The sequence below is a fragment of the Halorussus aquaticus genome, from assembly GCF_024218795.1.
Taxonomy (GTDB): domain Archaea; phylum Halobacteriota; class Halobacteria; order Halobacteriales; family Haladaptataceae; genus Halorussus; species Halorussus aquaticus.
Window position 1 is genome coordinate 3,338,834 of record NZ_CP100400.1, and the last position, 22,201, is coordinate 3,361,034.

Below are 22,201 nucleotides of genomic sequence, written 5' to 3' on the forward strand. Positions count from 1 at the left end.
TGTTCCTCGGTTGAACAGTCGAATATATGGCGCTCTCCGCCTTCACTGCCCCGATTCTCGCGGTCGCGGCCGTCGCGCTCGTCTCGTTCGCGTCGATTCGGCTCTACGCGCGGCGCGCGGCGAAGGAACCGCCCAAGACCGCCATGCGCCGAATCAGGACGGCGCTCGCGGTCGGACTGTCGCTGACCGGACTGGTCGCGCTGTTCGCGCTCGTCATCGCGGACGCGCTCGACCTGACCGAGTCCGCGCTCCGCGCGCTGAGTCCCGCGCTGGCCGACTCCGCGGTCGGGGCCGTGCTGACGTGGGTGCCGACGCTCCTCGGAATCACGGCCGCAGTCGTCGCAGGCTACCTCGGCGCGTTCCCGTCCGTCCGCGAGATTCGCGGCTTGGACGTGTCGGCCGCGAGCGCCGCCGGGAGCGTGGCCAAATTCCTCGGCCTTGGGTTCGCGCTGGTCGTCGTCGCCGTGGGGACGCTGAACCTGCTTCCCGCAGAGGCGGTCAGTGCGGTGCTTCCGGTACTGGGCTTTCTCACTCTCGTCGCAGTCGTCCTCTCGGCCCTCCAACCGCGCATCCTCGGGTTGCTGAACGACCGCCGCGAACCGACCGACGAGGAGCGCGACCGAATCGCGCGACTCTGCGAGACCGCGGGCGTCTCCCCCCATCGCGTCGGCGTTCTCGAACTCGACCCGAACAGCGTCGCCACCGTCGTCTTCGCGGGTTTCCCCGGCCGCCGCCACCTGCTCGTCACCGACGACCTGCTCGCCGACCTCGACGACGACGCGGCCGCGGCCGTGGTGGCCAGCAAGGCCGGGCGAGCGAAGCGCTACTACCGGGAGGCCAAGTTCGCCGTCGTCTTGGTGGTCTTCGGTCCGATAATCGCGCTCGCGACCGGCGAACTCCAGCGCGCGACGGACCTCGGGGTCGGCCCGCTCGCCCTCGCAATCCTCGTCCTCGCCGTCGCGCTCCCGTGGTTCGGCAGGCGTCTCGTCTTCGCCGCCGACGACTACGCAGTCGAGCGCGTGGGGGCCGAGACGTACGTCGAGACCCTCGAAACCCTCGCCGACGAGTATCAGGTCTCCTACGAGTCGGGGCGACTCCGTAGCCTCGTCCTGATGCGGCCCTCGCTCGGCCAGCGACTCGACCGACTCTGGGGCCGACCGGACGAGTGAGTCGCGGCGGGGGCGACCGAACCCGATGGATTGACACACCGCGCGCGAGAACGCCCCTCCATGACGAGACTGCGAATCGCGGGCGGGCGGGTCCTCCGCCCCGACGCGACCGTCGAGCGCGCCGACGTACTGGTCGATTCCGAGTCCGGCGACATCGTCGCGGTCGGCGACCCCGAGGACGTGCCCGAGGGCGACGAGACGTTGGACGCCGAGGACGGACTGGTGATGCCGGGGCTGGTCAACGCCCACACCCACGTCGCCATGACGCTCCTGCGGGGGTACGCCGACGACAAGGAACTCGACGCGTGGCTTCGGGAGGACATCTGGCCGGTCGAGGGCGAACTGACTCCCGAGGACGTGCGGGCCGGGACCGAACTCGGCCTGCTGGAGATGATTCGGTCGGGGACCACGGCGTTCGCGGACATGTACTTCCACGAGGAGGAGGTCGTGGATGCCGTCGAGGACGCCGGTCTGCGCGCCCGCCTCGGCTACGGCGTCGTCACCCTCGGCAAGGACGAGGACGGCGCGCGCGAGGACTGCGAACAGAGCCTCGCCACCGCCCGGGAGTTCGACGGCGCGGCCGACGGCCGGGTCGAGACCGCGTTCATGCCTCACAGCCTGACGACCGTCGGCGAGGAGTACCTCCGGGAGTACGTCCCGGAGGCCCGTGAGGACGACATCCCGCTCCACTACCACGCCAACGAGACCACCGACGAGGTCGAACCCATCGTCGAGGGAGAAGGCCAGCGTCCCCTCGAATACGCCCGCGACCTCGACATGACCGACGAGTCGGACTTCGTGGCCCACGGCGTCCACCTCGACGCGGCCGAAATCGACCTGCTCGCGGAGACCGGGACGAGCGTGATCCACTGCCCGGCGTCGAACATGAAACTCGCCAGCGGGATGGCCCCGGTGCAGGACCTCCTCGACGCGGGCGTGACGGTCGGCCTCGGTACCGACGGCGCGGCGTCGAACAACGACCTCGACGTGTTCGACGAGATGCGCGACGCCGCCATGGTCGGCAAACTCGCGGCGAACGACGCCAGTGCGGTCCCCGCCGAAAGCGTCGTCCGGATGGCGACGGAGGGGAGCGCGTCGGCGCTCGGCTTCGACAGCGGTCGCATCGAGGAGGGCGCGAACGCCGACATCGCCGTCGTGGACCTCGACGCCGCCCACCTGACGCCCCACCACGACCTCGTGAGCCACCTCGTCTACGCGGCCCGCGGGTCCGACGTGCGCCACACCGTCTGCGACGGCGCGGTGCTGATGCGCGACGGCGAGGTGCTGACCCTCGACGCCGAGGCGGTCCGCCAGCGCGCCGAAGAGCGCGCCGCGGCCGCAGTCGAACGCGCGGAGTGACGACGTAGCCCGACTCCGTCGCCACGCTCCAGTTGCAGTTTTCCGATTCTCGCCCGGTAGTGTACCTCGTCAGACAATCAGACTTCGACCTCCGATTCGGGCGAGGAAACGCGACGTTGAAGATTTTCGTTGAACGGTTAAAACAGCTTTTGAACCGTCTAACTGAATATGAGTCTTTAATTCTGGCGAATTGAACCACGAAAACCAAATGGACGGCAGACGGGGTTTAATCTCTCATTTCCTCTATCACCGAGTGGAATGACCTCGAAAAAACGAACCCTGTCGGTCGTCCTCGCGGGAGTCCTGCTCCTGTCGGGCGTGGCGACCGCGGGCATGGGAAGTGCAGCGGCCGAAGTGACAGCGAACGATTCGCTCTCGGTCACGGTGGCGCAGGCCGACGACTACAGTTCGACGGTGACGGTGACGCACAACGGTTCGGCAGTGACGAACGCGTCCGTGAACGTCAGCGTCGCTGACGACAACGTTACGTACGCGGGCGCCGGCGAGTACGTGACCGACGAGAGCGGGACCGTCGAACTGTCGGCACCCGAGGAGAACGTGACCGTCGAGGTCACCGCGGAGAAGAACGACGCGACCGGCGCGACGTCCGCGACGCTGGTCGCCGACACCGCTGACGAACCGCTGGAGGGTTCGCTCGGCGTGAGCGTCGCGCAAACGGACGACGGCGCGACGGTGTCGGTGACGCACAACGGTACCGCAGTCGAGAACGCGTCCGTCACCGTCGGCGTTACCGACGATAACACTACGTACGCGGGCGCTGGCGACTACACCACCGACGCGAGCGGCACCGTCTCGCTCCCGGCACCCGAGGAGAACGTGACCGTGGAGATTACGGCGGCGAAGGACAACGCGACCGGGACGGCAACGGCCACGCTCACCGCGAGCGAGGGCGAGAAGTCCTTCGGTAACCTCGTGTCGTCGTTCGTCCACGAGATGCTGAACGCGGGCGACGACGGCGGTCCCATCGGACAGGCCGTGTCGGAGTACGTGACCGAGAACAACCCGGGCAACGCCGCCGACAAGAAGCCCGACGACGTGGGTAAGCCCGACGACGCGGGCAAGCCCGACCACGCCGGTCAGTCTGACAACACCACCGCGGAGAACGGGACCGACGAGGGCGGTTCGCAGGGCCCGCACGAGAACGCCGGTAGCGACGAGAACGGCGGCAACGACAAGAACGACGGTAACGACAAGAAGGGCAACGGCGGTAGCGACAACGGTAACGGGAAGGCCAGAGGCAACGGTCGATAAGAAGCTTCGTTCCGCTGAAGCCGTCCTGTTCGGTTTCCGATTCTAGCTGTCCATCCGCTCTATTTCTTCGGCACGTCGCTCGGTGAGTAGACGCTCACAGGTTCCGCTACCGGCAGGTCGTCCGCGTGCCCAGCAATCGCGCCGCGGCCGCGACGTCGATGAGACGCGCCGAGAAACGACCGACTGGCTCCGACCGCGGCGTCAGCCTTCGGTAGCGTTTTGGGCGCGGTTCCCCTTTGCTCGGGTATGGCAGACTATCCATCCATTAGCGAGCAGGTGGACGACCTCGAATCTGCTCGCACCGACGGCCATCGCAAGATGGACTGGGCGCGAGAACACATGCCGATTCTGACCGCGATGCAGGCCGACTTCGAGGCGAACCAGCCCTTCGAGGGCCACCGAATCGGAATGGCGATGCACGTCGAAGCCAAGACCGCCGTACTGGTCGAGACTCTCGCGGAGGGCGGCGCAGACGTGGCTATCACCGGCTGTAACCCCCTCTCGACCCACGACGACGTGAGCGCCGCGCTCGACGAACACCCCAACATCACCTCCTACGCCAAGCGCGAGGTGGACGACGAGGAGTACTACGAGGCCATCGAGGCGGTCATCTCCCACGAGCCGACCATCACCGTGGACGACGGGATGGACCTCGTCGCGGCCATCCACGAAGACTACCCCGAACTCATCGACTCCATCGTCGGCGGGTGCGAGGAGACCACCACGGGCGTCCACCGCCTCCGCGCGATGGACGAGGACGGCGCGCTGAAGTATCCGGTCTTCGCCGTGAACGACACGCCGATGAAGCGCCTGTTCGACAACGTCCACGGCACCGGCGAGTCCTCGCTGGCGAACATCGCCATGACCACGAACCTCTCGTGGGCGGGCAAGAACGTCGTCGTCGCGGGCTACGGCGACTGCGGCCGCGGCGTCGCCAAGAAGGCCTCCGGGCAGAACGCCAACGTCATCGTGACCGAGGTCGAACCCCGGCGCGCGCTCGAAGCCCACATGGAGGGCTACGACGTGATGCCGATGACCGAGGCGGCCAAAATCGGCGACGTGTTCCTCACGACGACGGGCAACCGCGACGTGATTACGAGCGAGCACTTCGAGAAGATGGACGACGGCGTCCTGCTCGCCAACGCGGGCCACTTCGACGTGGAGGTCAACCTCGACGACCTCTCGGACCTCGCCGTGAACCAGCGCGAGGCCCGCGACGGCGTCCGCGAGTACGAGATGGAGGACGGCCGCCGCCTCAACGTGCTGGCGGAGGGCCGCCTCGTGAACCTCGCCAGCCCCATCGCGCTGGGCCACCCGGTCGAGGTCATGGACCAGAGCTTCGGCGTGCAGGCCGCGTCGGTCCGGGAACTGGTCGAGAACGGCGACCAGTACGACGCGGGAGTCCACGAGGTTCCGGACGAACTGGACCGGGAAATCGCCGAAATCAAACTGGACGCCGAGGGCGTCGAGTACGACGACCTGACGCCCGAGCAAGAGGAGTACATGGGTAGCTGGCAGCACGGGACGTAGACGGGACCAGCCTTTTCTCTCGACCGGCCGAAATCTATCGCATGCCCCTCGACCACGCCGCCGACCCGAGCGCCGAGGCGAAGCCCTACGTCGAAGCTCTCGCCCGCGTCTGCGATTACTACGACGTGGACGCCGAATCCCGGTACGCAGACCTCCCCGACCCCGCCCGGAAGGTCCACTACCTGACCGCAGGCGACGGGCCGCCCCTGCTCCTCCTCCACGGCCTCAGCACCAACGGGGCCACGTGGGTGCCGATGTTCGACGCCCTGACCGACCGCTTCACCGTCTACGCCCCCGACCGACCGGGACGCGGTCTCTCGACCGCGGTGGACTACCGCGAGACCGGGTTTCGCGAGTTCGGCGTCGAGTACGTCGCCGACCTGCTCGACGCGCTCGGAATCGAGGAGACGGCGGTGATGGGCAACTCGCTCGGCGGCTTCCAGTCACTCGCGCTGACCGTGGACCGCCCCGAGCGCGTGCGCCGCCTCTGTCTCGTCGGCGCGCCCGCCGGACTCTCGCGGTCGATTCCGCCCCTGTTCCGGCTACTCGACCTCCCGCTGGTCGGGGACTGGCTGTTCGACTACATCGAGGCCGAGTCGGTCGCGGACGCTCGGGACGCCTACCGTCGGATAAACGTCGAGGACGACTCCGCGCTCCCCGACGCCTACTTCGAACCCGGACTCGTCGCCGAGGACCTGCCCGGCCAGCGCGAGAGTCTGCGCTCGCTGATGGAGACCCTCGGGACGGTGCGGGGGATGGGACCACAGTTCGACCTGCACGAGGAGGTCCGCGGAATCGAGACGCCGACGCGGTTCGTCTGGGGGACCGAGGACTACTTCTGGTCGCCGTCGGTCGGTCGCCCGGTGGCCGGGGCGATGGCGAACGCCGACTTCGTGACCCTGAACGACCACGGCCACATGCCGTGGCTCGAACCCGGCGACGCCGCCGAGGAGGCGGCCGTGGAGTTCCTCACCGGCGAGGTGCGGCCCGATAGCATCTCCTAAGGGGCCGTCGCCCGTCGGGTCGCGCATGGACCGACGGAACGTCTCCTCGGGCACCGAGTGGGAATCGACGGTCGGCTACTCGCGGGCGGTTCGGACCGGCGAGGAGGTCCACGTCTCGGGGACGACTGCGACCGACGAGGACGGCACTCTCGTCGGCGAGGGCGACCCATACGAACAGACGAAGCAGGCGCTCGAGAACGTCGAGTCTGCACTTGACGCAGCGGACGCGGCTATCGAGGACGTGGTGCGAACCCGACTCTTCGTCACCGACATCGAGCAGTGGGAGGTCGTCGGCCGGGCGCACGCCGAGGTGTTCGGCGACGTCCGGCCCGCCACCAGCATGGTGCAGGTCGAGCGCCTCATCGACCCCGAGATGCTCGTCGAAATCGAGGCGGTAGCACGCGTGCCGTAGGCGTGAGTCACACCGACAGCGTGGCGATGGCCGCGCGCTGTCGCCGCGTCGCTCGCTCTGGAACTAGGCCGAACAGCCGGTTGCGGAGCCAGCAGGCCCAGCGGTGTTCGAGCTGGGCCGCCCTCGCGTGTCGTCGGGACTCGGCGACGACTCGGTCGGATTTCTCCTTGCGCGCGGCCTCGTAGGCTCGGAACGCGGCCCGCGGGTTCCCGCGGGCGTCGAACGCCCGGGCGAGCGCGAGCGCGTCCTCGAGCGCCTGTCCCGCGCCCTGTCCGAGATACGGCAGCGGCGCGTGGGCCGCGTCGCCCAGCAGTGCGACCCGCCGGTCCCGCCACGTTGCGAGCGGCGGAACGTCGGCCAACTCGGTGACGACGAGGTCGTCGGGGTCGGTGGCCGCGACGACCGCGGGCACGGGGTCGGGGTACGAGCGATACCGGTCGGCGAGCGCCGCCAGCAGTTGCTCGGGGCGTTCCGGGTCGCCGAGCGGGTCACCGAACGTGGCGAACCAGTAGACGCGGTCGTCGTCGACGGCCGCCCCGCCGACGCGAGTTCCCTGCCCCCACACTTGCCACCCGGTCTCCCGGAACGACGCCGGGAGCGTCGTCTCCGCGACGCCGCGATAGCAGACGACGCCGGTCGGTCGCGGCGATGCGTCCGGGAACAGTTCCCCTCGGACGGTCGAACCGATTCCGTCCGCGCCGACCACGGCGGGCGCGCTCGCTTCCGTGCCGTCGGCGAACGAGAGCGTCACCTCGTCGTCGCTCTGGGTCACGCCCGTGCACTCCTTCCCGAGTCGGAGCGGGCCGTCGGAGAGGCGCTCGACCAGCGCGCGCTGGAGGGCCGCCCGGTGGACGTAGACGTAGCCGTGCCCGAAGCGCTCGCGCTCGTACCCGAGGTCGAGGTCCATCAGTGTCCGCCCGCGGGCGTCGAACATCCGGACGCTCCCGATTTCGACGCCGCGGTCGGCAACCTCGTCGGCGACGCCGAGGCGGTCGAGCACCTGCATCGCGTTCGCCCGGAGGACGATTCCGCTTCCGACGGGCCGGAGTTCGTCGGTCGCTTCGTATATCGTCGGGTCGAAGCCGCGCTGGCGGAGCGCGATTCCGGCGCAGAGGCCGCCGATACCGCCGCCGACGATGGCTACCGTCACGTTCGGTCGTTCGGCGGCCGGTGACATTATACTGACGCGTCGCTCGGTGATTCCACTTCCGCCGCGCTTGCGGGGGACTTAACACGGGGAAGGGACGACTTCCGAATATGACCGACGTACGGGGTCTACCGGAACCGGACTCGTGGGGTGGCCGCGATGTCGAACGCTAAGGGCGACCGCCGCGAGCGCGAACTCGTCAACCGACTCGACGAGGCCGGGTTCGCGGTCATGCGCGCGCCCGCCAGCGGGAGCGCCACCGAGCGCGAACTCCCGGACGTGCTTGCGGGCGACGGCGAGGTCTTCTACGCCGTCGAAGCCAAATCGAGTTCGGGCGACCCCATCTACCTCACCGGCGAGGAGGTCGAAGCCCTCGTCTACTTCAGCCAGAACTTCGGCGCGAAACCCAAAATCGGCGTGCGGTTCGACCGCGAGGACTGGTACTTCTTCCACCCGGCGGACGTCTACCAGACCGACGGCGGCAACTACCGCGTGAAGAAGGAGACCGCTCTCGAAGACGGCGAACCGATGGACGCGCTCAGAGCGACCGACGCGGACGACGAAGACGACGACGGTCACGACATCAGGGACGTGCTGCACGCAGTCGAACAGGGCGTGCTGTCGCCCGACGAGGCGGCGTCGATGCTCGAATAAGGGGCTGTGCGTCTCTTTCTCCCTTCCGCTTCCTGTCTTCTCACTCCCTATCTTCCGTCCGCCCTCTCGACTCTCACTTCGACTCGATTCTCTACTCCGACTTCTCTTCGCAGAATAGAAATATAGAAAAATATATTAATACTTGCGACTATTTTGACGATGTCGGTGACGGTGACTCGCGGCTGACCGAATAGCTGTCCCGGTTCGCCGCGTCGTAAGCGGACTACGTCACCGGCGCACAGCGACCGGACTACGCGGTCTGACATTCGGCGACTTCGAGCGTCTCGACTCACCGGCGGCGGGCCGCGACGGGACAGGACCCACAGAGGGCCGGACCCGCCGCTCTTTGTACTAAAATACGGAGTCGGTCACTCGTCCGTCTCGAAGTCGGCGAGTTCAGACTGGTCGTCGTCCGTGACTTCTCCTCGGCGGGCGAGTCGGCCCCGGGGGAACGAGTACCGACGCAGGTGGTGGGGTTTCAGGCCGTCGGAGCCGAGTCCCGCTGGTACCGGGTACATCGCCTCGACCACCACGTCGTCGGTGCGGTACGCCTCGTTGTTGGGGTAGTCCGCGACCGTGCACTCGCGGTCGGTGATTTGGACCTCGTCGGCCCGGCGGGCGGTCGTCCGGACCACGACGAGCAGGTCGCCCGTCTCGCGGTCCACCACGGTCTCGCCGGGTTCAAGTCCGCACTCCTCGCAGAAGTGCGGTCCGTCGCTGGTCTCGTCCACGAAGGTTTCTTCGCCGCAGTTAGCGCACGCCACGGCCCTCTGGCCGGGCGGTGCGACGAGGCTCTCGTTGACCTCCATGGCGACTCGCCGGAGGTGCTTGCACCGGACGCCCCGGAAGTTGTGGTCCGGGCAGGTACACCGTCCGCCGGGCAGGTCCACGGAGTACGTGTTCCCGCTCTGACTCTCGACCTCGTAGACGCCGCCGCCGAGCGGCGTGACTGCCATCCGCTCCATGCGAGCGCGCTGTGACCGGATGTCGGTCACGCGACTCGCCGGAGGGAGCGATGCGCGCGTTCGTTCGGAAGCTGTTGTGTTTGCCATAGGCTTCCCCTGTGTGTTGCGGTGACCGGCAGTCTACGGTATCGGCGTCTCCACCCCCAATCGTCGCGCCTGCGGTCGGTTCCGCGTACGAATAGATAGGGGCTGGACACTCCTAAGTCTTGCATCTGTCGGAATAGCTAGAAGCGCGTCTCGACGGTGATAATCGGCCGATAACAGATAAGTTCGAGATATAGTATAGCGAAAAAAGTGGCGTCGAGTCTCCGCTTCGACCACCTCTGTTACGAGTCGAAATTCAGTTTCGGTGTGAGTCCACCCCCGTTTCTGTCCTCGCGCAGATCTGGATTGCCGCGCCGCTCCCGGGGCGAAACCTACCAGACTGGGGGCCGTTCCGAAGCCCTTTTGCCGGTACCCTCGGAAGCCCTCGGCATGGAAATCGACCAAGAGACGCGCCGCGAGATACTCGTCGGCGTGGTGTCCGTCGGCCTGTTCGTCGGGTCGCTGATGTGGGTCGGCACGACGTACGGGGACGGCAGTCTCACGCAAACGGGTGCGTTGGCGGTCGTCGGCGTCATCGTCGTCTTCGTACTGCTGATGACCGGCGTCGGCTACTGGATGGCACAGCAGTACTAACTGCCGCGCTCTCGGACGCGTCTCCCCGACCGGTCGGCCGGTCGTCTCGTCTCCGGCGGGTCTCTCTGATACGCTACGAGCGGTGCGCGCGGACTGCTCGTAGCCAATCGGCCCTCACTCTCACAGCACCGCGCCAGCGCGCCGCTGTTCTGGTATCGCTCTGCGAGGTAACCGGACGGCTATCACGAGGAGAGCGGTTCAGAATTCCGCTCAGTCGCCGACAGTCCCTGCCTCGGCCAGCGCGTCCTCGTAGTAGCTCAGCGGGTGCGAAATCGAGTCGCACCGGGCGTCCGCGGTCGGGTCCTCCTCGTCGGCGACGGGGCACTCGTCGTAGGCCTGCATCGTCTCGCAGGACGGCGGGGCGTACTGCGCGCCCGACTCGTCGCCGACGCGGTCGGCCCGGTAGCGGACCGCCGTCGCCGCCGTGTCGCTGTCCACGCCGCAGAGCGCGAGCAGTTCGTCGGTGTCGGCGTTGGCGCTCGTCAGGAACGAGACCAGCGCGAACTCCGCGTGGTCCGAGAGGCTCTCGCCCGCCTGCGCTCGCTCCATCAGCGACGCGACGCACGGCGGGAAGCACTCGGGCGCGAGGACGTCGATGTCGGGCGAGATATCGACCTCCGAGAAGGTGTCCTCCAGTCGGGCCACCTCGTCGGTCAGTCCCTCCCGAATCTCGTCGGGGACGGCGGTCGGGAGGCCCGCAGCGACGCGCTGGCGGACCGCCTCCCGGAGGAGTTCGTGGAGTTCCGTCTCCGTGATTTTGACCGTCCCGTCGGCCAACTGCCGGGTGGCGAGCGTCCACGACTCGCCGCCGAGGTTCGACGACAGCGTGAGGTACTTGCCGACCGCGATTCGGTAGCCGTCGCCGTCGGCCGTCTCCGCCACGTCGCCCGAGAGGTCGAACTCCGCGAGGAGCGCGTCGAGCGAAATCGCCTTGTCGGCCGTACTCTTCAGGCCGTCGTCGGGGTTCCGGAAGTCGTCGGTGAACCGCTCGTAGGCCGTGTCGGCCTCCGCGCTGGCGTACTTCTCGACCGCGCCCGGCGCGTCCACGAGCGACACCAGCACGCGGGCCACGGGGTACGAGAGCAGTTCCGCCCGCGGGTTCCATCGCCGCCCCTCCTCGGCGTCGGGTCTGACCGTCCCGTCGATGAGCGCACGGCGCACCCGCTCGGCACCGCGTTCGACCGCGGGATGGCGCTCGTCGCCCGTCACGATGGCGACGAGACCGATGTCGGCCTCCCGCACGCTCTCCCGGGCCGCCGCGAGAAACGGGTACCGGGCGTGAAGCGGGTCCATACTCCCCCCATTTCGGCCGACCCCGATAAACGCGACGAATCCGATGGGGTTGATACGTCCGACCGCCGTCGGTGGTCACATGACCGAGGCGACCGAAACGGCACGCGCCTACTACGACGCCATCGACGCGGGCGACTACGACCGATTCGCCGACCTGCTCGCGCCCGGCGTGGTCCACGAGCGACCCGACCGGACCATCGAGGGCCGCGAGACGCTGGTGGGGTTCATGCGCGACGACCGACCGAACAAAGGGACTACTCACGAGGTCGAAGCGGTGTACGTCGAGGCGGAGGGCGGGGACGCCGCGGTCCGGGGCCGCCTGCGCGACGCCGACGGCGCTCCGATGTTCGCGTTCGTGGACGCCTTCGAGGTCGAAACCGCAGACGAGGGCCGGACGCCCCGAATCTCCCGCATCCGGACCTACACGCAGTAACCGGCGATTCTATTTCACTCGGGACGGTCCTCCGTCCCGCTCTTAGTTCGCTCCGCTACCAAGACTTATGGCGCTGTTCTCCCACGTATACACACGATGGGTCTCTTCAGAGACCTCGGCAACAAAGTCGAGGAGTTCAAGCAGGCGTCGGAAGCCGCGGCCGACGAGGAAGCGAGCCACGAGTGTCGGAACTGCGGCGAGCGGTTCTTCGCCGACACCGAGACGTGTTCGGAGTGCGGCAGTACCGACGTGGTACCGCTCGAAGAGTAACCGCGGTCGCTGGCGCGCAGGGGTCGTTAGCTAGCGTATCACCGGTCGCGAGACGCTCCGGAACCCCAACGGATACGTGTGGCAGTTCCCAATGGCTGCCATGAACTACGTCGGATGGGCGGTCGTCGCGCTCGTCGGCTACTCCGTCTTCACGCCGCTGGCGAGTCTGGCGACCAACCAGATACCCAGTACGGTCGTCGCGCTGGTGGCCAACAGCATGCTCGCGGTGTCGGCGGCCGTCGTCATCGTCTACCGGAACGAGTCGGTCGTCCCGTACCTCGCGGGAGAGAACGCGGTCTACATGTACGCGGCGGGAGTCTTCCTGAGCGTCGGCATCATCGCGTACTATCAGGCGCTGGGAACCGGACCGGTCAGCACCGTCGTCCCTATCTTCGGGATGTTCCTCGTGGGCAGTTCGCTGCTCGGCGTCGTGGTTCTGAACGACCCGCTGACCGCGAGGAAGGCCGCCGGAATCGCGCTGGCGGCCGTCGGCGTGTACCTGACGACGAGTTAGTCCTTCTCGCCCGCGCCGAGCGCGCTCTCGCCGACCGGTTCGTGGCCTTCGATGACCTCCTTGTCACCCATGTAGGGCCGCAGCGCCTCGGGCACCGTCACGGTGCCGTCGTCGTTCTGGTAGTATTCGAGGATGGCGACCATCACGCGCGGCAGGGCGAGACCCGAGGCGTTGAGCGTGTGGAGGTACTCGGTCGATTCGTGGCGTTCGGGCCGGTAGCGCAGACCGGCGCGCCGCGCCTGGAAGGCCTCGAAGTTCGACGCCGTCGAGACCTCCAGCCACCGGCCGCCCCGCTCCGGGCCGTCCTCCATGTCGTCGCCGGGTGCCCAGACTTCGAGGTCGATCTGCTTGGCGGCCTTGAAGCCGAGGTCGCCCGTGCAGAGTTCGAGGACTCGGTACGGCAGGCCGAGGCGTCGCAGGACCTCCTCGGCCTCGTCCAGCAGTTCGTGGAGTCGGTCGTAGCTCTCGTCGGGTTCGACGAAGTTGACCATCTCGACCTTGTTGAACTGGTGAACGCGGACGATACCGCGGGTCTCGGTGCCGTGTTCGCCCGCCTCGCGCCGGAAGTTGGGCGTGTAGGCCTGATGCTTCAGCGGGAGGTCGTCCTTCAGGAGGATGTCGTCGGCGTACATGTTCGTGACCGGAACCTCCGCGGTCGGACAGAGCCAGAGGTCCTCGCCCTCGATTTTGTAGGCGTCCTCGTCGAACTTCGGGAGTTGGCCCGTCCCGGTCATCGACTCGCTGTTCACCGGGATGGGCGGGAAGACGTCCTGATACCCCTGTTCGCGGTGGACGTCCATCATGAACTGCATCAGGGCGTGTTCGAGTTGGCTCCCCTCGCCTTTGAGGAAGTAGTAGCCGCTGCCGGTCGTCTTGGCGGCCCGCGCCTCGTCGATGATGTCCAACTCCTCGCCGAGGTCGTAGTGAGGGGTCACCTCCTCGGGCAGGTCACGCAGGTCGTCGAAGCCTTCGCGGCGGGTTTCGACGTTGTCGTCCTCGTCGTCGCCCTCGGGGACGCTCTCGTGGGGGACCTGCGGGACGCGCAGGAGCGCCTCCTCCAGTTCCTCCTCCAGTTCGGCGGCGCGCTCCTCGACCTCCTCGATTTCGGCCTTGAGTTCTTGGCTCCGCTCGATGGCCTCGTCGGCCTCGTCGTGCTTCCCGGCCTGTTTCAGTTCGCCGATTTCGTCGCTGACCTGATTGCGCTCGTGGCGCAGGTCGTCGCCGCGGGCCTTCAGGTCGCGCCACTCCTCGTCTTTCTCCAGTATCGCGTCGAGGTCCACGTCGGCCCCGCGAACGCGGAGTCCCTCGCGGACCTCCTCGGGGTTGTCCCGAATGTAGTTCCGGTCTAGCATTCCTACTCTCCAAATCCCGCTCCCGGCAAAAAACCGTATCGTTCGTGGGGCAGCGGTTGGCAGGGGACGCGAACCCTTTACCGAGAGACCTGAACGGCGGCGACCCGCCTCGTCGCTTCACTCCCAGACGGTTTCGATATCGGCATCGCCGATGACGCCGTCCGAGGTGACGATAGCGTCCGTCGCGTGAGTGCGATGGCTGGCGACGACGAGCGCGTCGTGGATGCTGAATTCCCCGATTACCTGCGCGTACTCGGCGAGTTCCGCCTCACCGACGGGGGCGACGGCGACCGGTCCGTTTCCGACGAGTGCTTGTCGGACCTCCTCTGGAGTGGCGGTGAGTGTGACGCCCCGTACGTCCTTATCCCGCGATACCGAGTAGAGAACCTCAGACAGCGCCGTGCCGGGCGCTTGGATGACCGTCTCCCCGGCCTCCGCTTCCGCGAATACCCGGTCGGCCTGCTGTGGAAGCGCATCGACGAGGTAGACCAACAGCGCCACCGCGTCGGCCGTGTAGGTCGGCATCTCAGGTCTCCTCGTAGTTGCGGTCGCGGCGCTCGCGGACGCGCTGGCCGAGTTCTTCGGCGACCGCCTCTCGCTCCTCGGTCGAAGCGTCGTCGGGGAGCAACAGCCCACGACCGGCGGTGCGCGTCCGCTTTTTCACGACGATTCCCTCCTCGGTGTCCATCCAGACGACCTCGTCGCCGGGTTCGAGGTCGTACTTCTCGCGCAACTCCTTCGGAATCGTCGCCTGTCCCTTCTCGGTGACGCGAGTGGACTTGCTCATGTGTGGTAATACTGCCCGTAATACCTTAGTTCTGCGGGTGGTCGGTAAGTGACCTCGGCACGACCGAACACGAACCGCTACGGACGCGTGGCCGAATCGGCAACGAGACACTTCCCGACTAAATTTCCGACGCCGAACACCTTTTACCGCGCCGCGACCACCCAACGACCATGACGCAGGGCGACCTCCGGGAAGTCACCGTCGGCGACTGTTCGGACCTCTACTACCTCGACACCGGGATGTACGACACCGACGAGTACGGCGCGGTCTACGTCTACGACGCCGCCCGGCCCGCCATCGTGGACACGGGAATCGGCACCCACCACGAACTGATTCTGGACGCGCTGGACGAGTTGGACATCGCCCGCGAGGACGTGGCGGTCATCGCGCCGACGCACGTCCACCTCGACCACGCGGGCGGCGCGGGGTTCCTCGCAGACGCGTGCCCGAACGCCGAGGTGATGGTCCACGAAATCGGTGCGCCCCACCTCGCGGACCCCGAACGCCTCGTGAAGGGCACGAAGGCGGCGGTCGGCGACCAGTGGGAGTTCTACGTCGAACCGAAACCCGTGCCCAAGGACCGCATCGTCGAACTCAACGGCGGCGACACCATCAACCTCGGCGACCACCACCTCGACGTCTACCACGCGCCGGGCCACGCGCCCCATCAGGTCGTCTTCCACGACCGGGACGACGACTCGGTGTTCACCGCCGACGCGGCGGGCATCTGGGTCCCCTCGGTCGAGGAGATTCGCGAGACTTCGCCGCCCTCGAACTTCGACCTCGAACAGTGCCTCGCTGACCTCGAAACCGTCCGGGACCTCGACCCCGAGGCGCTGCTCTACCCGCACTTCGGCCCGCGAAAGTACGAGGACAGCGTCGTGGACGAGTACGCCGCGGTCCTCCGCGAGTGGGTCGAGACGGTCGAGGCGAAGTACGAGAAACTGGGCGACCCCGAAGCGGTCGAGGACTACTTCGCCGAACGCGCCGAGATGACCGACGTGTGGGGCGAGCGCAAGGCCAGCGAGGAGGCGCGACTCAACACTCGCGGCGTGGTGGGGTATCTGGATAATCGCGGAGAGTAATCGAGTACGACGCTACCGACGAGGCCGGTCTACTCCTCCCCGTCTCCCGCGTCGATTTTCGACAGGTCGAACGAGTCGGTGAAGTCCGCGACGTAGATATCGTCCACCGGCGTTTTGTCGTAGTTCCTCCAGATTCGCGCGGCGATAGCCGAGGCGTCCTCCGGCGAGTCGGCGTCGACGAACCCGTACTCCTTCGTCACGTCACCGTGGGTGTTCTCGCACTTCGCGGCGACCAGGTACTTGTGCTCCTCGGGTTCGGTTTCGAGGTCGATTGGAGCGTCCACGTCTCCTCCTAGCCGACGGCGATAGAAGACCGTTCTGCCGGTCGGAAACGGCCAGCGCGTGGCCGAACGCGGCGTCTCGGCCGGGACAGCCATCAGCGGTTTACGTCCCCCTATCGTCCGACTGTCTGATTCTGATGGGAGCGCAACTCACCGAACCGGTCCGAATCGGCATCGTCGGCGCGGGCAACCGCGGCCGGAACCACGCGGCGCGCTACGACTCGATTCCGGGCGCGGAAGTCGTCGCCGTCGCCGACGTGGACGAACCGAAGGCGCAGGCGCTCGCCGAGCAGTGCGGTGCAGAGAGCTACCCCGACCACGAGTCGATGCTCGGCGCGGCCGACCTCGACGCCGCGAACGTCTGCGTCCACGCCACGCTCCACGCCGACATCGCGGTGGACGCGCTCGAAGCGGGCGCGCACGTCTTCTGCGAGAAGCCGATGGCCGGAAGCCACGCCGACGCCCGGCGGATGAGCGAGGCGGCCGACCGGACCGGCCAGCGCCTCGCGGTCCAGAACCAGTTGCTCTACACCGCCGAGACGCAGGCCGCGAAGACGCTCGCGGACGCTGGCGAACTCGGCCGAATCTACCACGGCATCGCGGCCCGGTCGCCGGGGTTCGCGTTCGGCGGCGACGGCGACCCGGAGGAGGTCCCGCTGGGCGCGCGCCGCCGCGGGACGCCCTACGTCGACGGATACGGCTCCCCTCCCTTCGTCCGGGAAGAGACGGCGGGCGGCGGCGTCGTCCTCGACCTCGGGAGCTACACCGTCGGCCAACTCCTCTACCTGATGGGGTCGTCCGACGGGGAACCGCCCGCCGTCGAGCGCGTGCGCGGCGAGACGTTCCAGACCGTGCCCGAGCGATTCGACGCCGAGGGCGGAAGCGGGGAGTCGTCCGAGTACGCCAGACGAATCGAGGAGAGCGGCTACGACGTGGAAGACGTGAGCGCGGCGTTCGTCACCTTCGAGGACGGGTCGGTCCTCTCGGTCCGGGCCAGTTGGTCGCGATACATGGAGGACGAGTCGAGCGCCGTGGTCGGCACCGAGGGCGGCGTTCGCCTCGACCCCTTCGAGTACTTCTCGACGGTCGCGGACGTGGAGATGCGCGCCAGTGCCGACCTCGAAGAGTACCTGTTCCGCCGGCAGTTCCTCGCGGGCGAGCGCGGCCGAGCGGCCTACGAGTCGGGCATCTGGGCGGACCCGCTCTACCACTGGGTCGAGTCGCTCCGCGGTCGGGCCGACCCCCTCCCGACCGACGACCTCGCGCTGGAGTCGATGGTCGTCACCGACGGCATCTACCGGTCGGCGGAACTGGGCCGGGAAGTCGCCCGCGAGGAAGTCGTCGAGGAGACGGAGTAGTTCGGTCTCGCGGTTCCGGATAAACGCGATTGAACGCTCCGGAAGTTCGGGAGTACCTTAATGTCGCGCGCTTCTGACTGGATGGTATGGAGTGGCGTGACGCCGAACGGGAGTACGACGACGAAGTGGTCGGCCAGTCCACGATGGCGCGACTGTTCGAGGAGAGCGCGGCCCGGCACGAGAACCGTCCGGCGCAGCAGTACAAGGGCGGCGTGTACGACCGGTCGCTCGCGGAGTCGGCGGTCCCCGCGGCGGCCGACGGCGAGTTCCGGTCGCTGTCGTACGCCGAGATGCGCGAGGTCGTCAGGTCCCTGGCGGCCGGATTCCGCGAGTTGGGCGTCGAGACCGACGACCGCGTCGGCATCTTCGCCGACACGCGCATGGAGTGGGCGCAGGCCGACTTCGGCCTGCTGGCCGCGGGTGCGGTCGTGACGACCGTCTACCGCGGGTCCTCGCCCCGACAGGTGGAGTACCTGCTCGGCGACCCCGACGCAGACGGCGTGGTCGTCGAGAGCGCCGAACTGCTGGAGCGAGTCGTACAGGTACAGGACGCGCTCGACCTCGAGTTCGCGGTCGTGATGGACGAACTCGGGGCGGAGGGCGAGACCGCGGCCGCCGACGCCGACTTCGAGGTGCTGACGCTCGGCGACCTGTACGAGCGCGGGAGCGAGGCCTTCGACCGCGAGAGCTACGAGTCGTGGGTGGACGCTCGCGACCCCGAGGACCTCGCCACGCTCATCTACACCTCCGGAACCACGGGCAAGCCGAAGGGCGTGAAACTGACCCACCGCAACTTCCGGTCGAACGTCAACCAGTGCTACAAGCGGTTCGGTCCCCGGCCGGACAAGACCGACGTTCCCGTCATCGACGAGAACGCCCGGACCGTCTCGTTCCTCCCGCTGGCCCACGTCCTCGAACGACTCGCAGGCCACTTCCTGATGTTCGCCGCCGGTGCGACCGTGGCCTACGCCGAGAGTCCCGAGACCATACAGGAGGACTTTCAGGCGGTCGAACCCACGACCGGAACCAGCGTCCCGCGGGTGTACGAGCGCATGTACGACGCCGTCCGCGCGAAGGCCGAGTCCTCGGCGGTCGGCGAGCGCCTGTTCGAGTGGGCCTCCGAGGTGGGCCGGGAGTACTTCGAGACCGAGAACCCGGGACCGGTCCTCCGGGCCAAGCGTGCCGTCGCCGACGTCCTCGTCTTCCGGAAGGTCCGGAACGCGCTCGGCGGCAACGTCGATTTCCTCATCAGCGGCGGCGGGAGCCTCTCGGCCGACCTCTGCGCGCTCTATCACGGGATGGGCCTGCCGATTCTCGAAGGCTACGGCCTGACCGAGACCTCGCCCGTCGTCGCGGTCAACCCGCCCGAAGCGCCGAAAGTCGGCACCATCGGCCCGCCGGTGGTGGACGCCGAGGTGCGAGTCGATAACTCTGTGGTGTCCGAGGAGACCTTCGGCGGTACCGACGGCGAGGTCGGCGAACTCCTCGTGAAGGGACCGAACGTCACCGAGGGCTACTGGGAGTTGCCGGACGCGACGGAACAGGCGTTCACGGAGGACGACTCCGGCGAACGGTGGTTCCGCACGGGCGACATCGTGGAACTCCGCGACGACGATTACATCGAGTTCCGCGAGCGCGCCAAGGAACTGCTGGTCCTCTCGACCGGTAAGAACGTCGCGCCGGGACCCATCGAGGACGCCTTCGCGGCCAGCGACATGGTCGAACAGGCGGTCGTCATCGGCGACGGCCACAAGTTCGTCTCCGCGCTCGTGGTCCCGAACTTCGAGGGCGTCCGCAAGCGCGCCGAGAGCGAGGGCATCGACCTGCCCGACGACGACCGGGAACTCACCCGGGACGACCGCGTGCGGGCGTGGATGGACGAGGAGGTCGAGCGCGTCAACCGACAGTTCGAGTCCTACGAGCAGATAAAGCAGTTCCGCGTGGTCGGCGAGGAGTTCACCGAGGACAACGGCCTGCTGACCCCGACGATGAAGAAGAAGCGCCGGAACATCCTGAAGCGGTTCGCCGACGAGATAGACGAGATTTACGAGCGCGAGTACGAGGAAGTCTGAGGGCGGTCGCTGTGGCGGTTGCGGTCGATTTGCGTGTCGGGACGACTCGGTTTCCTCCTTCTCAGAAGGTCGAGAGCGTACTCTGACCGGAGTCCGAGAACAGCGTCCCGTCGGTCAGCATCTCCTCGACGGTGCGGTCGATTTCGGCCTGCACGGTCGCCAGTTCCGGTATCGTCCGCTCGTTGTAGGCGCGCTTGGACGTGTCGGTGTACTCGGGGACGATTTCGTGGGCGCGCATCGAGAGGTCGGCCAGTCGCCGACTCGCCTCGGTCTCGCGGTACTTGGGCAGTTCGAGCTTCGAGACGACGGTCTTCGAGAGGCTGGCCTTGCCCTCCGAGGCGACGTTCTTCAGCGACCGCTGGTATATCGCCGAGTTGAGCAGGGCACAGAGGAAGTGGGCCTCCCGTTCGCTCCCGGCCGCGACGAACATGTAGTGGTCGCCCGGGACGACCAGTTTCTCGCCGAGGTCGTCGTCCTCGACGGTCGAGACGACCGCGAAGTGGGGCTTGAACCCGAGCCTACACCACACAACCTTGTACTCGCTCCACGTGTAGTCGCCCAGTCCGAAGACGTTGTAGAACGGTCCCTTCTGGAGCCACGAGGAGGCCCGGTCCTCCAGCGCCTCTCGGTGACTCTGCAGGTAGTCGTAGGTCTTCGGGTACTGGCTCTTCAACTCCCCCTCGTTGTCCTCGTTGGCCTTCCGCATCGGGACCAGTCGGAGTTCGTGACCGAACAGGCCGTACTTGACGACGTGCTTCGACTTGATGTAGGGGTAGACGAACGCCGACTCCATCTCGGCCAGTTCCTCGCGGCTGATGGAGAACACGTCTTGGGCGTCGTCCTTGACGCCGTGACGGACGTCGTGGGCGCATTCGCCGAGCGCACCGCGTTCGGCGTCCTCGCGTATCCACGCCGAAGTGGTGTCCTCGTCGTCTACCGGAACGACGCCGGTCCGCGCGGCGGTCAGCGTCTCCCGAATCGCCTCGACGGTGGCGAAGTCCGCCCGCCCGTCGCCCGCCGTCCACGAGGTGGCGTCGATGGGAAACGAGTGGTCGGCGTCGGCCCGGAACGCGTATATCGCCGCGTTCGCGCCGACCTGCTCGCCGAATGGTCGGAGTCGATTGAAGTCGTGGACGCGTTCGAGCGCGAGCGGTCGGTCGCCCACGGTCAGCGTCCGGAGGAGTTTACCCGCCGGTCCCGTCATGATGTCGCGCTTCATGACGAAGCTCGCGCCCCCTCCCTCGGTCAGGTACCGATGGATGCAGACCCAGACGTAGGGAATCGACACGTCGTCGTTGGCGTAGCCCAACCGCGAGTCGGCCCCGTCGTGGGGGAGCAGGTCGAGGTCGGCGTCGGTCGCGCGCCAGCGGTCCTTCACGTCCTCGGAGAGTCGGCCCCACGGAATCCACGGCGGGTTGCCGACGAGGTAGTCGGCGGTCGGTTCGAAGGTCTCGCCCGCGAACGAGAGGTCGCCGTCGTGGCTCAGTCCGAGCGCGTCGGTCAGGAACACCGGGAGTTCGACCGCGTCCACGTCGGCGTCTTCGAGGACGGGCAGCAGCGAGAGCAGGTAGTTCAGCTTCGTGCTCTTGACGGCGACGGGGTTCAGGTCGATGCCGACGACGGAGTCGGTGACGCTCTCGACGATTTCCGCCGGAGCGCGGTCACCGCGCATCGCCGCGATCTTCCGGTCGATGCAGACGGCGGGGAACACGCCCGACCCGCATCCGGGGTCGAGGAACGTCGCGGTCTCGAAGTCGTCCGCGTCGATAGCGTCCACCGCGAGTTCGGCGACGCCGCGCGGAGTGTAGTACTCGCCCAGCGCGAGCCGAATTTCGCGGGAGACGACGCCCTCGTAGAGCGTGCGCAGGAAGTCGGTGTCGGCGTTCCGGAGGTCCTCTCTCGTGAGCGCGTCGCTCGGCGCGGCGGTCACGCCGTCGGCTTCCGCGACGCGGCGGTGCAACTCCCGAAAGCTGACCGACAGCGCGTCGCTGTTCGCGCTGGGTTCCGGATTGACGAGGGTGAACCCGAACTCGCGCTCGGCGAACTCGACGAACTGGTCCACGACGAAGTCGTAGTAGAGCGCGTCTACGAACAGTTCGTCTCTCGGATTCGCTACGTCCACGTCCTCGAACACGTCGCCGTGGCTCGTCGTGACGAACTCCTCCCACTCCGCTCGGGCCGCCCGAACCCGCTCGTCGGTCTCCAGCAGGTCGAGGGCGACGCTCGTGAACGCGTCGTAGGACGCGCTCTCGCGCCCCCACCGCTCCAAGATTCCTCGGTCACTCATCGTTTCCCGTGGTTACTACGGGAGGAGGTCTCGTTAACTAACTACTGTTTCGTCTCGCCGGTTTGCGGGTCGGACAGCGTCCCTCGACCGACGGACTCCCCGCTCGGCGCGCCGAGTCGCCGTACCCATCTCCGACGAGAATCGCCAGACGGAAGAACTATCTACGAGGCGTCCGGTCGGTTCCTCGTACATAAACACACGCAATCACCGGCTCCTGACCTCTTCCGACCGTTTTAAACCTCATTACCCCATTTCACTCGGACACGGAGGTTCTACAAA

The 22,201-nt window shown here is 67.3% G+C and carries 22 protein-coding genes; 14 read left to right on the forward strand and 8 right to left on the reverse strand.

What is annotated here, in order from left to right; genetic code table 11:
- The first annotated feature begins 26 nt into the window (after positions 1-26).
- From NGM06_RS17210 to NGM06_RS17235, 6 genes are all read left to right on the forward strand, one after another.
- Positions 27-1,169 carry a M48 family metalloprotease gene (locus NGM06_RS17210; RefSeq protein WP_254268138.1) on the forward strand — a complete coding sequence of 381 codons (1,143 nt, stop codon included), beginning with the start codon at positions 27-29 and terminating at the stop codon, positions 1,167-1,169.
- A 60-nt stretch (positions 1,170-1,229) separates the two neighbouring features.
- Positions 1,230-2,528 carry an amidohydrolase gene (locus NGM06_RS17215; RefSeq protein WP_254268139.1) on the forward strand — a complete coding sequence of 433 codons (1,299 nt, stop codon included), beginning with the start codon at positions 1,230-1,232 and terminating at the stop codon, positions 2,526-2,528.
- 258 nt (positions 2,529-2,786) lie between these two features.
- The gene (locus NGM06_RS17220; RefSeq protein ID WP_254268140.1) at positions 2,787-3,800 is read left to right on the forward strand and encodes a hypothetical protein; all 1,014 of its coding nucleotides are present in this window, start codon (positions 2,787-2,789) and stop codon (positions 3,798-3,800) included.
- 246 nt (positions 3,801-4,046) lie between these two features.
- A complete protein-coding gene (locus tag NGM06_RS17225) occupies positions 4,047-5,330 on the forward strand; it encodes an adenosylhomocysteinase (RefSeq protein ID WP_254268141.1) in 1,284 nt (427 codons plus the stop codon).
- 41 nt (positions 5,331-5,371) lie between these two features.
- Positions 5,372-6,334, forward strand: a complete 963-nt coding sequence (locus tag NGM06_RS17230) for an alpha/beta fold hydrolase (RefSeq protein WP_254268142.1) — start codon at positions 5,372-5,374, stop codon at positions 6,332-6,334.
- A 25-nt stretch (positions 6,335-6,359) separates the two neighbouring features.
- Complete coding sequence (locus NGM06_RS17235; RefSeq protein WP_254268143.1) at positions 6,360-6,746, forward strand: RidA family protein; 387 nt, start codon at positions 6,360-6,362, stop codon at positions 6,744-6,746.
- Positions 6,747-6,753: 7 nt separating this feature from the next.
- Here the strand turns inward: NGM06_RS17235 and NGM06_RS17240 are convergent, their stop codons facing one another.
- Positions 6,754-7,923: an FAD-dependent monooxygenase gene (locus NGM06_RS17240; protein WP_254268144.1), complete on the reverse strand. Its 1,170-nt coding sequence runs from the start codon at positions 7,921-7,923 to the stop codon at positions 6,754-6,756.
- Between the two features lie 129 nt (positions 7,924-8,052).
- On the opposite strand from NGM06_RS17240, the gene hjc reads away from it, so the two are divergent.
- On the forward strand, positions 8,053-8,547 hold the full coding sequence (hjc, locus tag NGM06_RS17245; RefSeq protein WP_254268145.1) for a Holliday junction resolvase Hjc: 495 nt from the start codon (positions 8,053-8,055) through the stop codon (positions 8,545-8,547).
- Between the two features lie 368 nt (positions 8,548-8,915).
- Here the strand turns inward: hjc and NGM06_RS17250 are convergent, their stop codons facing one another.
- A complete protein-coding gene (locus tag NGM06_RS17250; protein WP_254268146.1) occupies positions 8,916-9,542 on the reverse strand; it encodes an SWIM zinc finger family protein in 627 nt (208 codons plus the stop codon).
- Between the two features lie 444 nt (positions 9,543-9,986).
- On the opposite strand from NGM06_RS17250, the gene NGM06_RS17255 reads away from it, so the two are divergent.
- Positions 9,987-10,190, forward strand: coding sequence for a DUF7472 family protein (locus tag NGM06_RS17255; protein WP_163519774.1), 204 nt, complete (start codon positions 9,987-9,989; stop codon positions 10,188-10,190).
- A 210-nt stretch (positions 10,191-10,400) separates the two neighbouring features.
- Here the strand turns inward: NGM06_RS17255 and NGM06_RS17260 are convergent, their stop codons facing one another.
- Positions 10,401-11,483 carry a DNA primase large subunit PriL gene (locus NGM06_RS17260; RefSeq protein ID WP_254268147.1) on the reverse strand — a complete coding sequence of 361 codons (1,083 nt, stop codon included), beginning with the start codon at positions 11,481-11,483 and terminating at the stop codon, positions 10,401-10,403.
- A gap of 79 nt (positions 11,484-11,562) precedes the next feature.
- On the opposite strand from NGM06_RS17260, the gene NGM06_RS17265 reads away from it, so the two are divergent.
- The 3 genes from NGM06_RS17265 (at position 11,563) to NGM06_RS17275 (ending at position 12,700) form a co-directional block, all read left to right on the forward strand.
- Entirely contained in the window at positions 11,563-11,916 is a 354-nt protein-coding gene (locus NGM06_RS17265) for a nuclear transport factor 2 family protein (protein ID WP_254268148.1), read from the forward strand.
- 96 nt (positions 11,917-12,012) lie between these two features.
- Complete coding sequence (locus tag NGM06_RS17270; RefSeq protein ID WP_254268149.1) at positions 12,013-12,186, forward strand: hypothetical protein; 174 nt, start codon at positions 12,013-12,015, stop codon at positions 12,184-12,186.
- Between the two features lie 100 nt (positions 12,187-12,286).
- The gene (locus tag NGM06_RS17275; protein ID WP_254268150.1) at positions 12,287-12,700 is read left to right on the forward strand and encodes an EamA family transporter; all 414 of its coding nucleotides are present in this window, start codon (positions 12,287-12,289) and stop codon (positions 12,698-12,700) included.
- On the opposite strand, the gene serS is transcribed toward NGM06_RS17275, so the two are convergent.
- The 3 genes from serS to NGM06_RS17290 form a co-directional block, all read right to left on the reverse strand.
- Positions 12,697-14,052, reverse strand: coding sequence for a serine--tRNA ligase (gene serS, locus NGM06_RS17280; RefSeq protein WP_254268151.1), 1,356 nt, complete (start codon positions 14,050-14,052; stop codon positions 12,697-12,699). The two genes, NGM06_RS17275 and serS, sit on opposite strands and share 4 nt — an antisense overlap.
- Positions 14,053-14,169: 117 nt before the next feature.
- Complete coding sequence (locus tag NGM06_RS17285) at positions 14,170-14,577, reverse strand: hypothetical protein (RefSeq protein WP_254268152.1); 408 nt, start codon at positions 14,575-14,577, stop codon at positions 14,170-14,172.
- 1 nt (position 14,578) lies between these two features.
- Positions 14,579-14,839, reverse strand: coding sequence for an AbrB/MazE/SpoVT family DNA-binding domain-containing protein (locus NGM06_RS17290; RefSeq protein WP_254268153.1), 261 nt, complete (start codon positions 14,837-14,839; stop codon positions 14,579-14,581).
- Positions 14,840-15,009: 170 nt separating this feature from the next.
- Here NGM06_RS17290 and NGM06_RS17295 point away from each other — a divergent pair, with 170 nt between their 5' ends.
- Positions 15,010-15,924 carry an MBL fold metallo-hydrolase gene (locus NGM06_RS17295; RefSeq protein WP_254268154.1) on the forward strand — a complete coding sequence of 305 codons (915 nt, stop codon included), beginning with the start codon at positions 15,010-15,012 and terminating at the stop codon, positions 15,922-15,924.
- A gap of 29 nt (positions 15,925-15,953) precedes the next feature.
- On the opposite strand, the gene NGM06_RS17300 is transcribed toward NGM06_RS17295, so the two are convergent.
- Positions 15,954-16,208, reverse strand: a complete 255-nt coding sequence (locus NGM06_RS17300) for a hypothetical protein (RefSeq protein ID WP_254268155.1) — start codon at positions 16,206-16,208, stop codon at positions 15,954-15,956.
- 134 nt (positions 16,209-16,342) lie between these two features.
- Here NGM06_RS17300 and NGM06_RS17305 point away from each other — a divergent pair, with 134 nt between their 5' ends.
- Positions 16,343-17,563 carry a Gfo/Idh/MocA family protein gene (locus NGM06_RS17305; RefSeq protein WP_254268156.1) on the forward strand — a complete coding sequence of 407 codons (1,221 nt, stop codon included), beginning with the start codon at positions 16,343-16,345 and terminating at the stop codon, positions 17,561-17,563.
- An 86-nt stretch (positions 17,564-17,649) separates the two neighbouring features.
- The gene (locus NGM06_RS17310) at positions 17,650-19,635 is read left to right on the forward strand and encodes an AMP-dependent synthetase/ligase (RefSeq protein ID WP_254268157.1); all 1,986 of its coding nucleotides are present in this window, start codon (positions 17,650-17,652) and stop codon (positions 19,633-19,635) included.
- A 61-nt stretch (positions 19,636-19,696) separates the two neighbouring features.
- On the opposite strand, the gene NGM06_RS17315 is transcribed toward NGM06_RS17310, so the two are convergent.
- The gene (locus NGM06_RS17315) at positions 19,697-21,922 is read right to left on the reverse strand and encodes an N-6 DNA methylase (protein ID WP_254268158.1); all 2,226 of its coding nucleotides are present in this window, start codon (positions 21,920-21,922) and stop codon (positions 19,697-19,699) included.
- Positions 21,923-22,201 lie beyond the last annotated feature (279 nt).

Coding starts and splice junctions, on each gene's coding strand:
- NGM06_RS17210 (WP_254268138.1), top strand. CDS start 27: ATGGCGCTCTCCGCCTTCACTGCCCCGATTCTCGCGGTCGCGGCCGTC.
- NGM06_RS17215 (WP_254268139.1), top strand. CDS start 1,230: ATGACGAGACTGCGAATCGCGGGCGGGCGGGTCCTCCGCCCCGACGCG.
- NGM06_RS17220 (WP_254268140.1), top strand. CDS start 2,787: ATGACCTCGAAAAAACGAACCCTGTCGGTCGTCCTCGCGGGAGTCCTG.
- NGM06_RS17225 (WP_254268141.1), top strand. CDS start 4,047: ATGGCAGACTATCCATCCATTAGCGAGCAGGTGGACGACCTCGAATCT.
- NGM06_RS17230 (WP_254268142.1), top strand. CDS start 5,372: ATGCCCCTCGACCACGCCGCCGACCCGAGCGCCGAGGCGAAGCCCTAC.
- NGM06_RS17235 (WP_254268143.1), top strand. CDS start 6,360: ATGGACCGACGGAACGTCTCCTCGGGCACCGAGTGGGAATCGACGGTC.
- NGM06_RS17240 (WP_254268144.1), bottom strand. CDS start 7,923: ATGTCACCGGCCGCCGAACGACCGAACGTGACGGTAGCCATCGTCGGC.
- hjc (WP_254268145.1), top strand. CDS start 8,053: ATGTCGAACGCTAAGGGCGACCGCCGCGAGCGCGAACTCGTCAACCGA.
- NGM06_RS17255 (WP_163519774.1), top strand. CDS start 9,987: ATGGAAATCGACCAAGAGACGCGCCGCGAGATACTCGTCGGCGTGGTG.
- NGM06_RS17260 (WP_254268147.1), bottom strand. CDS start 11,483: ATGGACCCGCTTCACGCCCGGTACCCGTTTCTCGCGGCGGCCCGGGAG.
- NGM06_RS17265 (WP_254268148.1), top strand. CDS start 11,563: ATGACCGAGGCGACCGAAACGGCACGCGCCTACTACGACGCCATCGAC.
- NGM06_RS17270 (WP_254268149.1), top strand. CDS start 12,013: ATGGGTCTCTTCAGAGACCTCGGCAACAAAGTCGAGGAGTTCAAGCAG.
- NGM06_RS17275 (WP_254268150.1), top strand. CDS start 12,287: ATGAACTACGTCGGATGGGCGGTCGTCGCGCTCGTCGGCTACTCCGTC.
- serS (WP_254268151.1), bottom strand. CDS start 14,052: ATGCTAGACCGGAACTACATTCGGGACAACCCCGAGGAGGTCCGCGAG.
- NGM06_RS17285 (WP_254268152.1), bottom strand. CDS start 14,577: ATGCCGACCTACACGGCCGACGCGGTGGCGCTGTTGGTCTACCTCGTC.
- NGM06_RS17290 (WP_254268153.1), bottom strand. CDS start 14,839: ATGAGCAAGTCCACTCGCGTCACCGAGAAGGGACAGGCGACGATTCCG.
- NGM06_RS17295 (WP_254268154.1), top strand. CDS start 15,010: ATGACGCAGGGCGACCTCCGGGAAGTCACCGTCGGCGACTGTTCGGAC.
- NGM06_RS17305 (WP_254268156.1), top strand. CDS start 16,343: ATGGGAGCGCAACTCACCGAACCGGTCCGAATCGGCATCGTCGGCGCG.
- NGM06_RS17310 (WP_254268157.1), top strand. CDS start 17,650: ATGGAGTGGCGTGACGCCGAACGGGAGTACGACGACGAAGTGGTCGGC.
- NGM06_RS17315 (WP_254268158.1), bottom strand. CDS start 21,922: ATGAGTGACCGAGGAATCTTGGAGCGGTGGGGGCGCGAGAGCGCGTCC.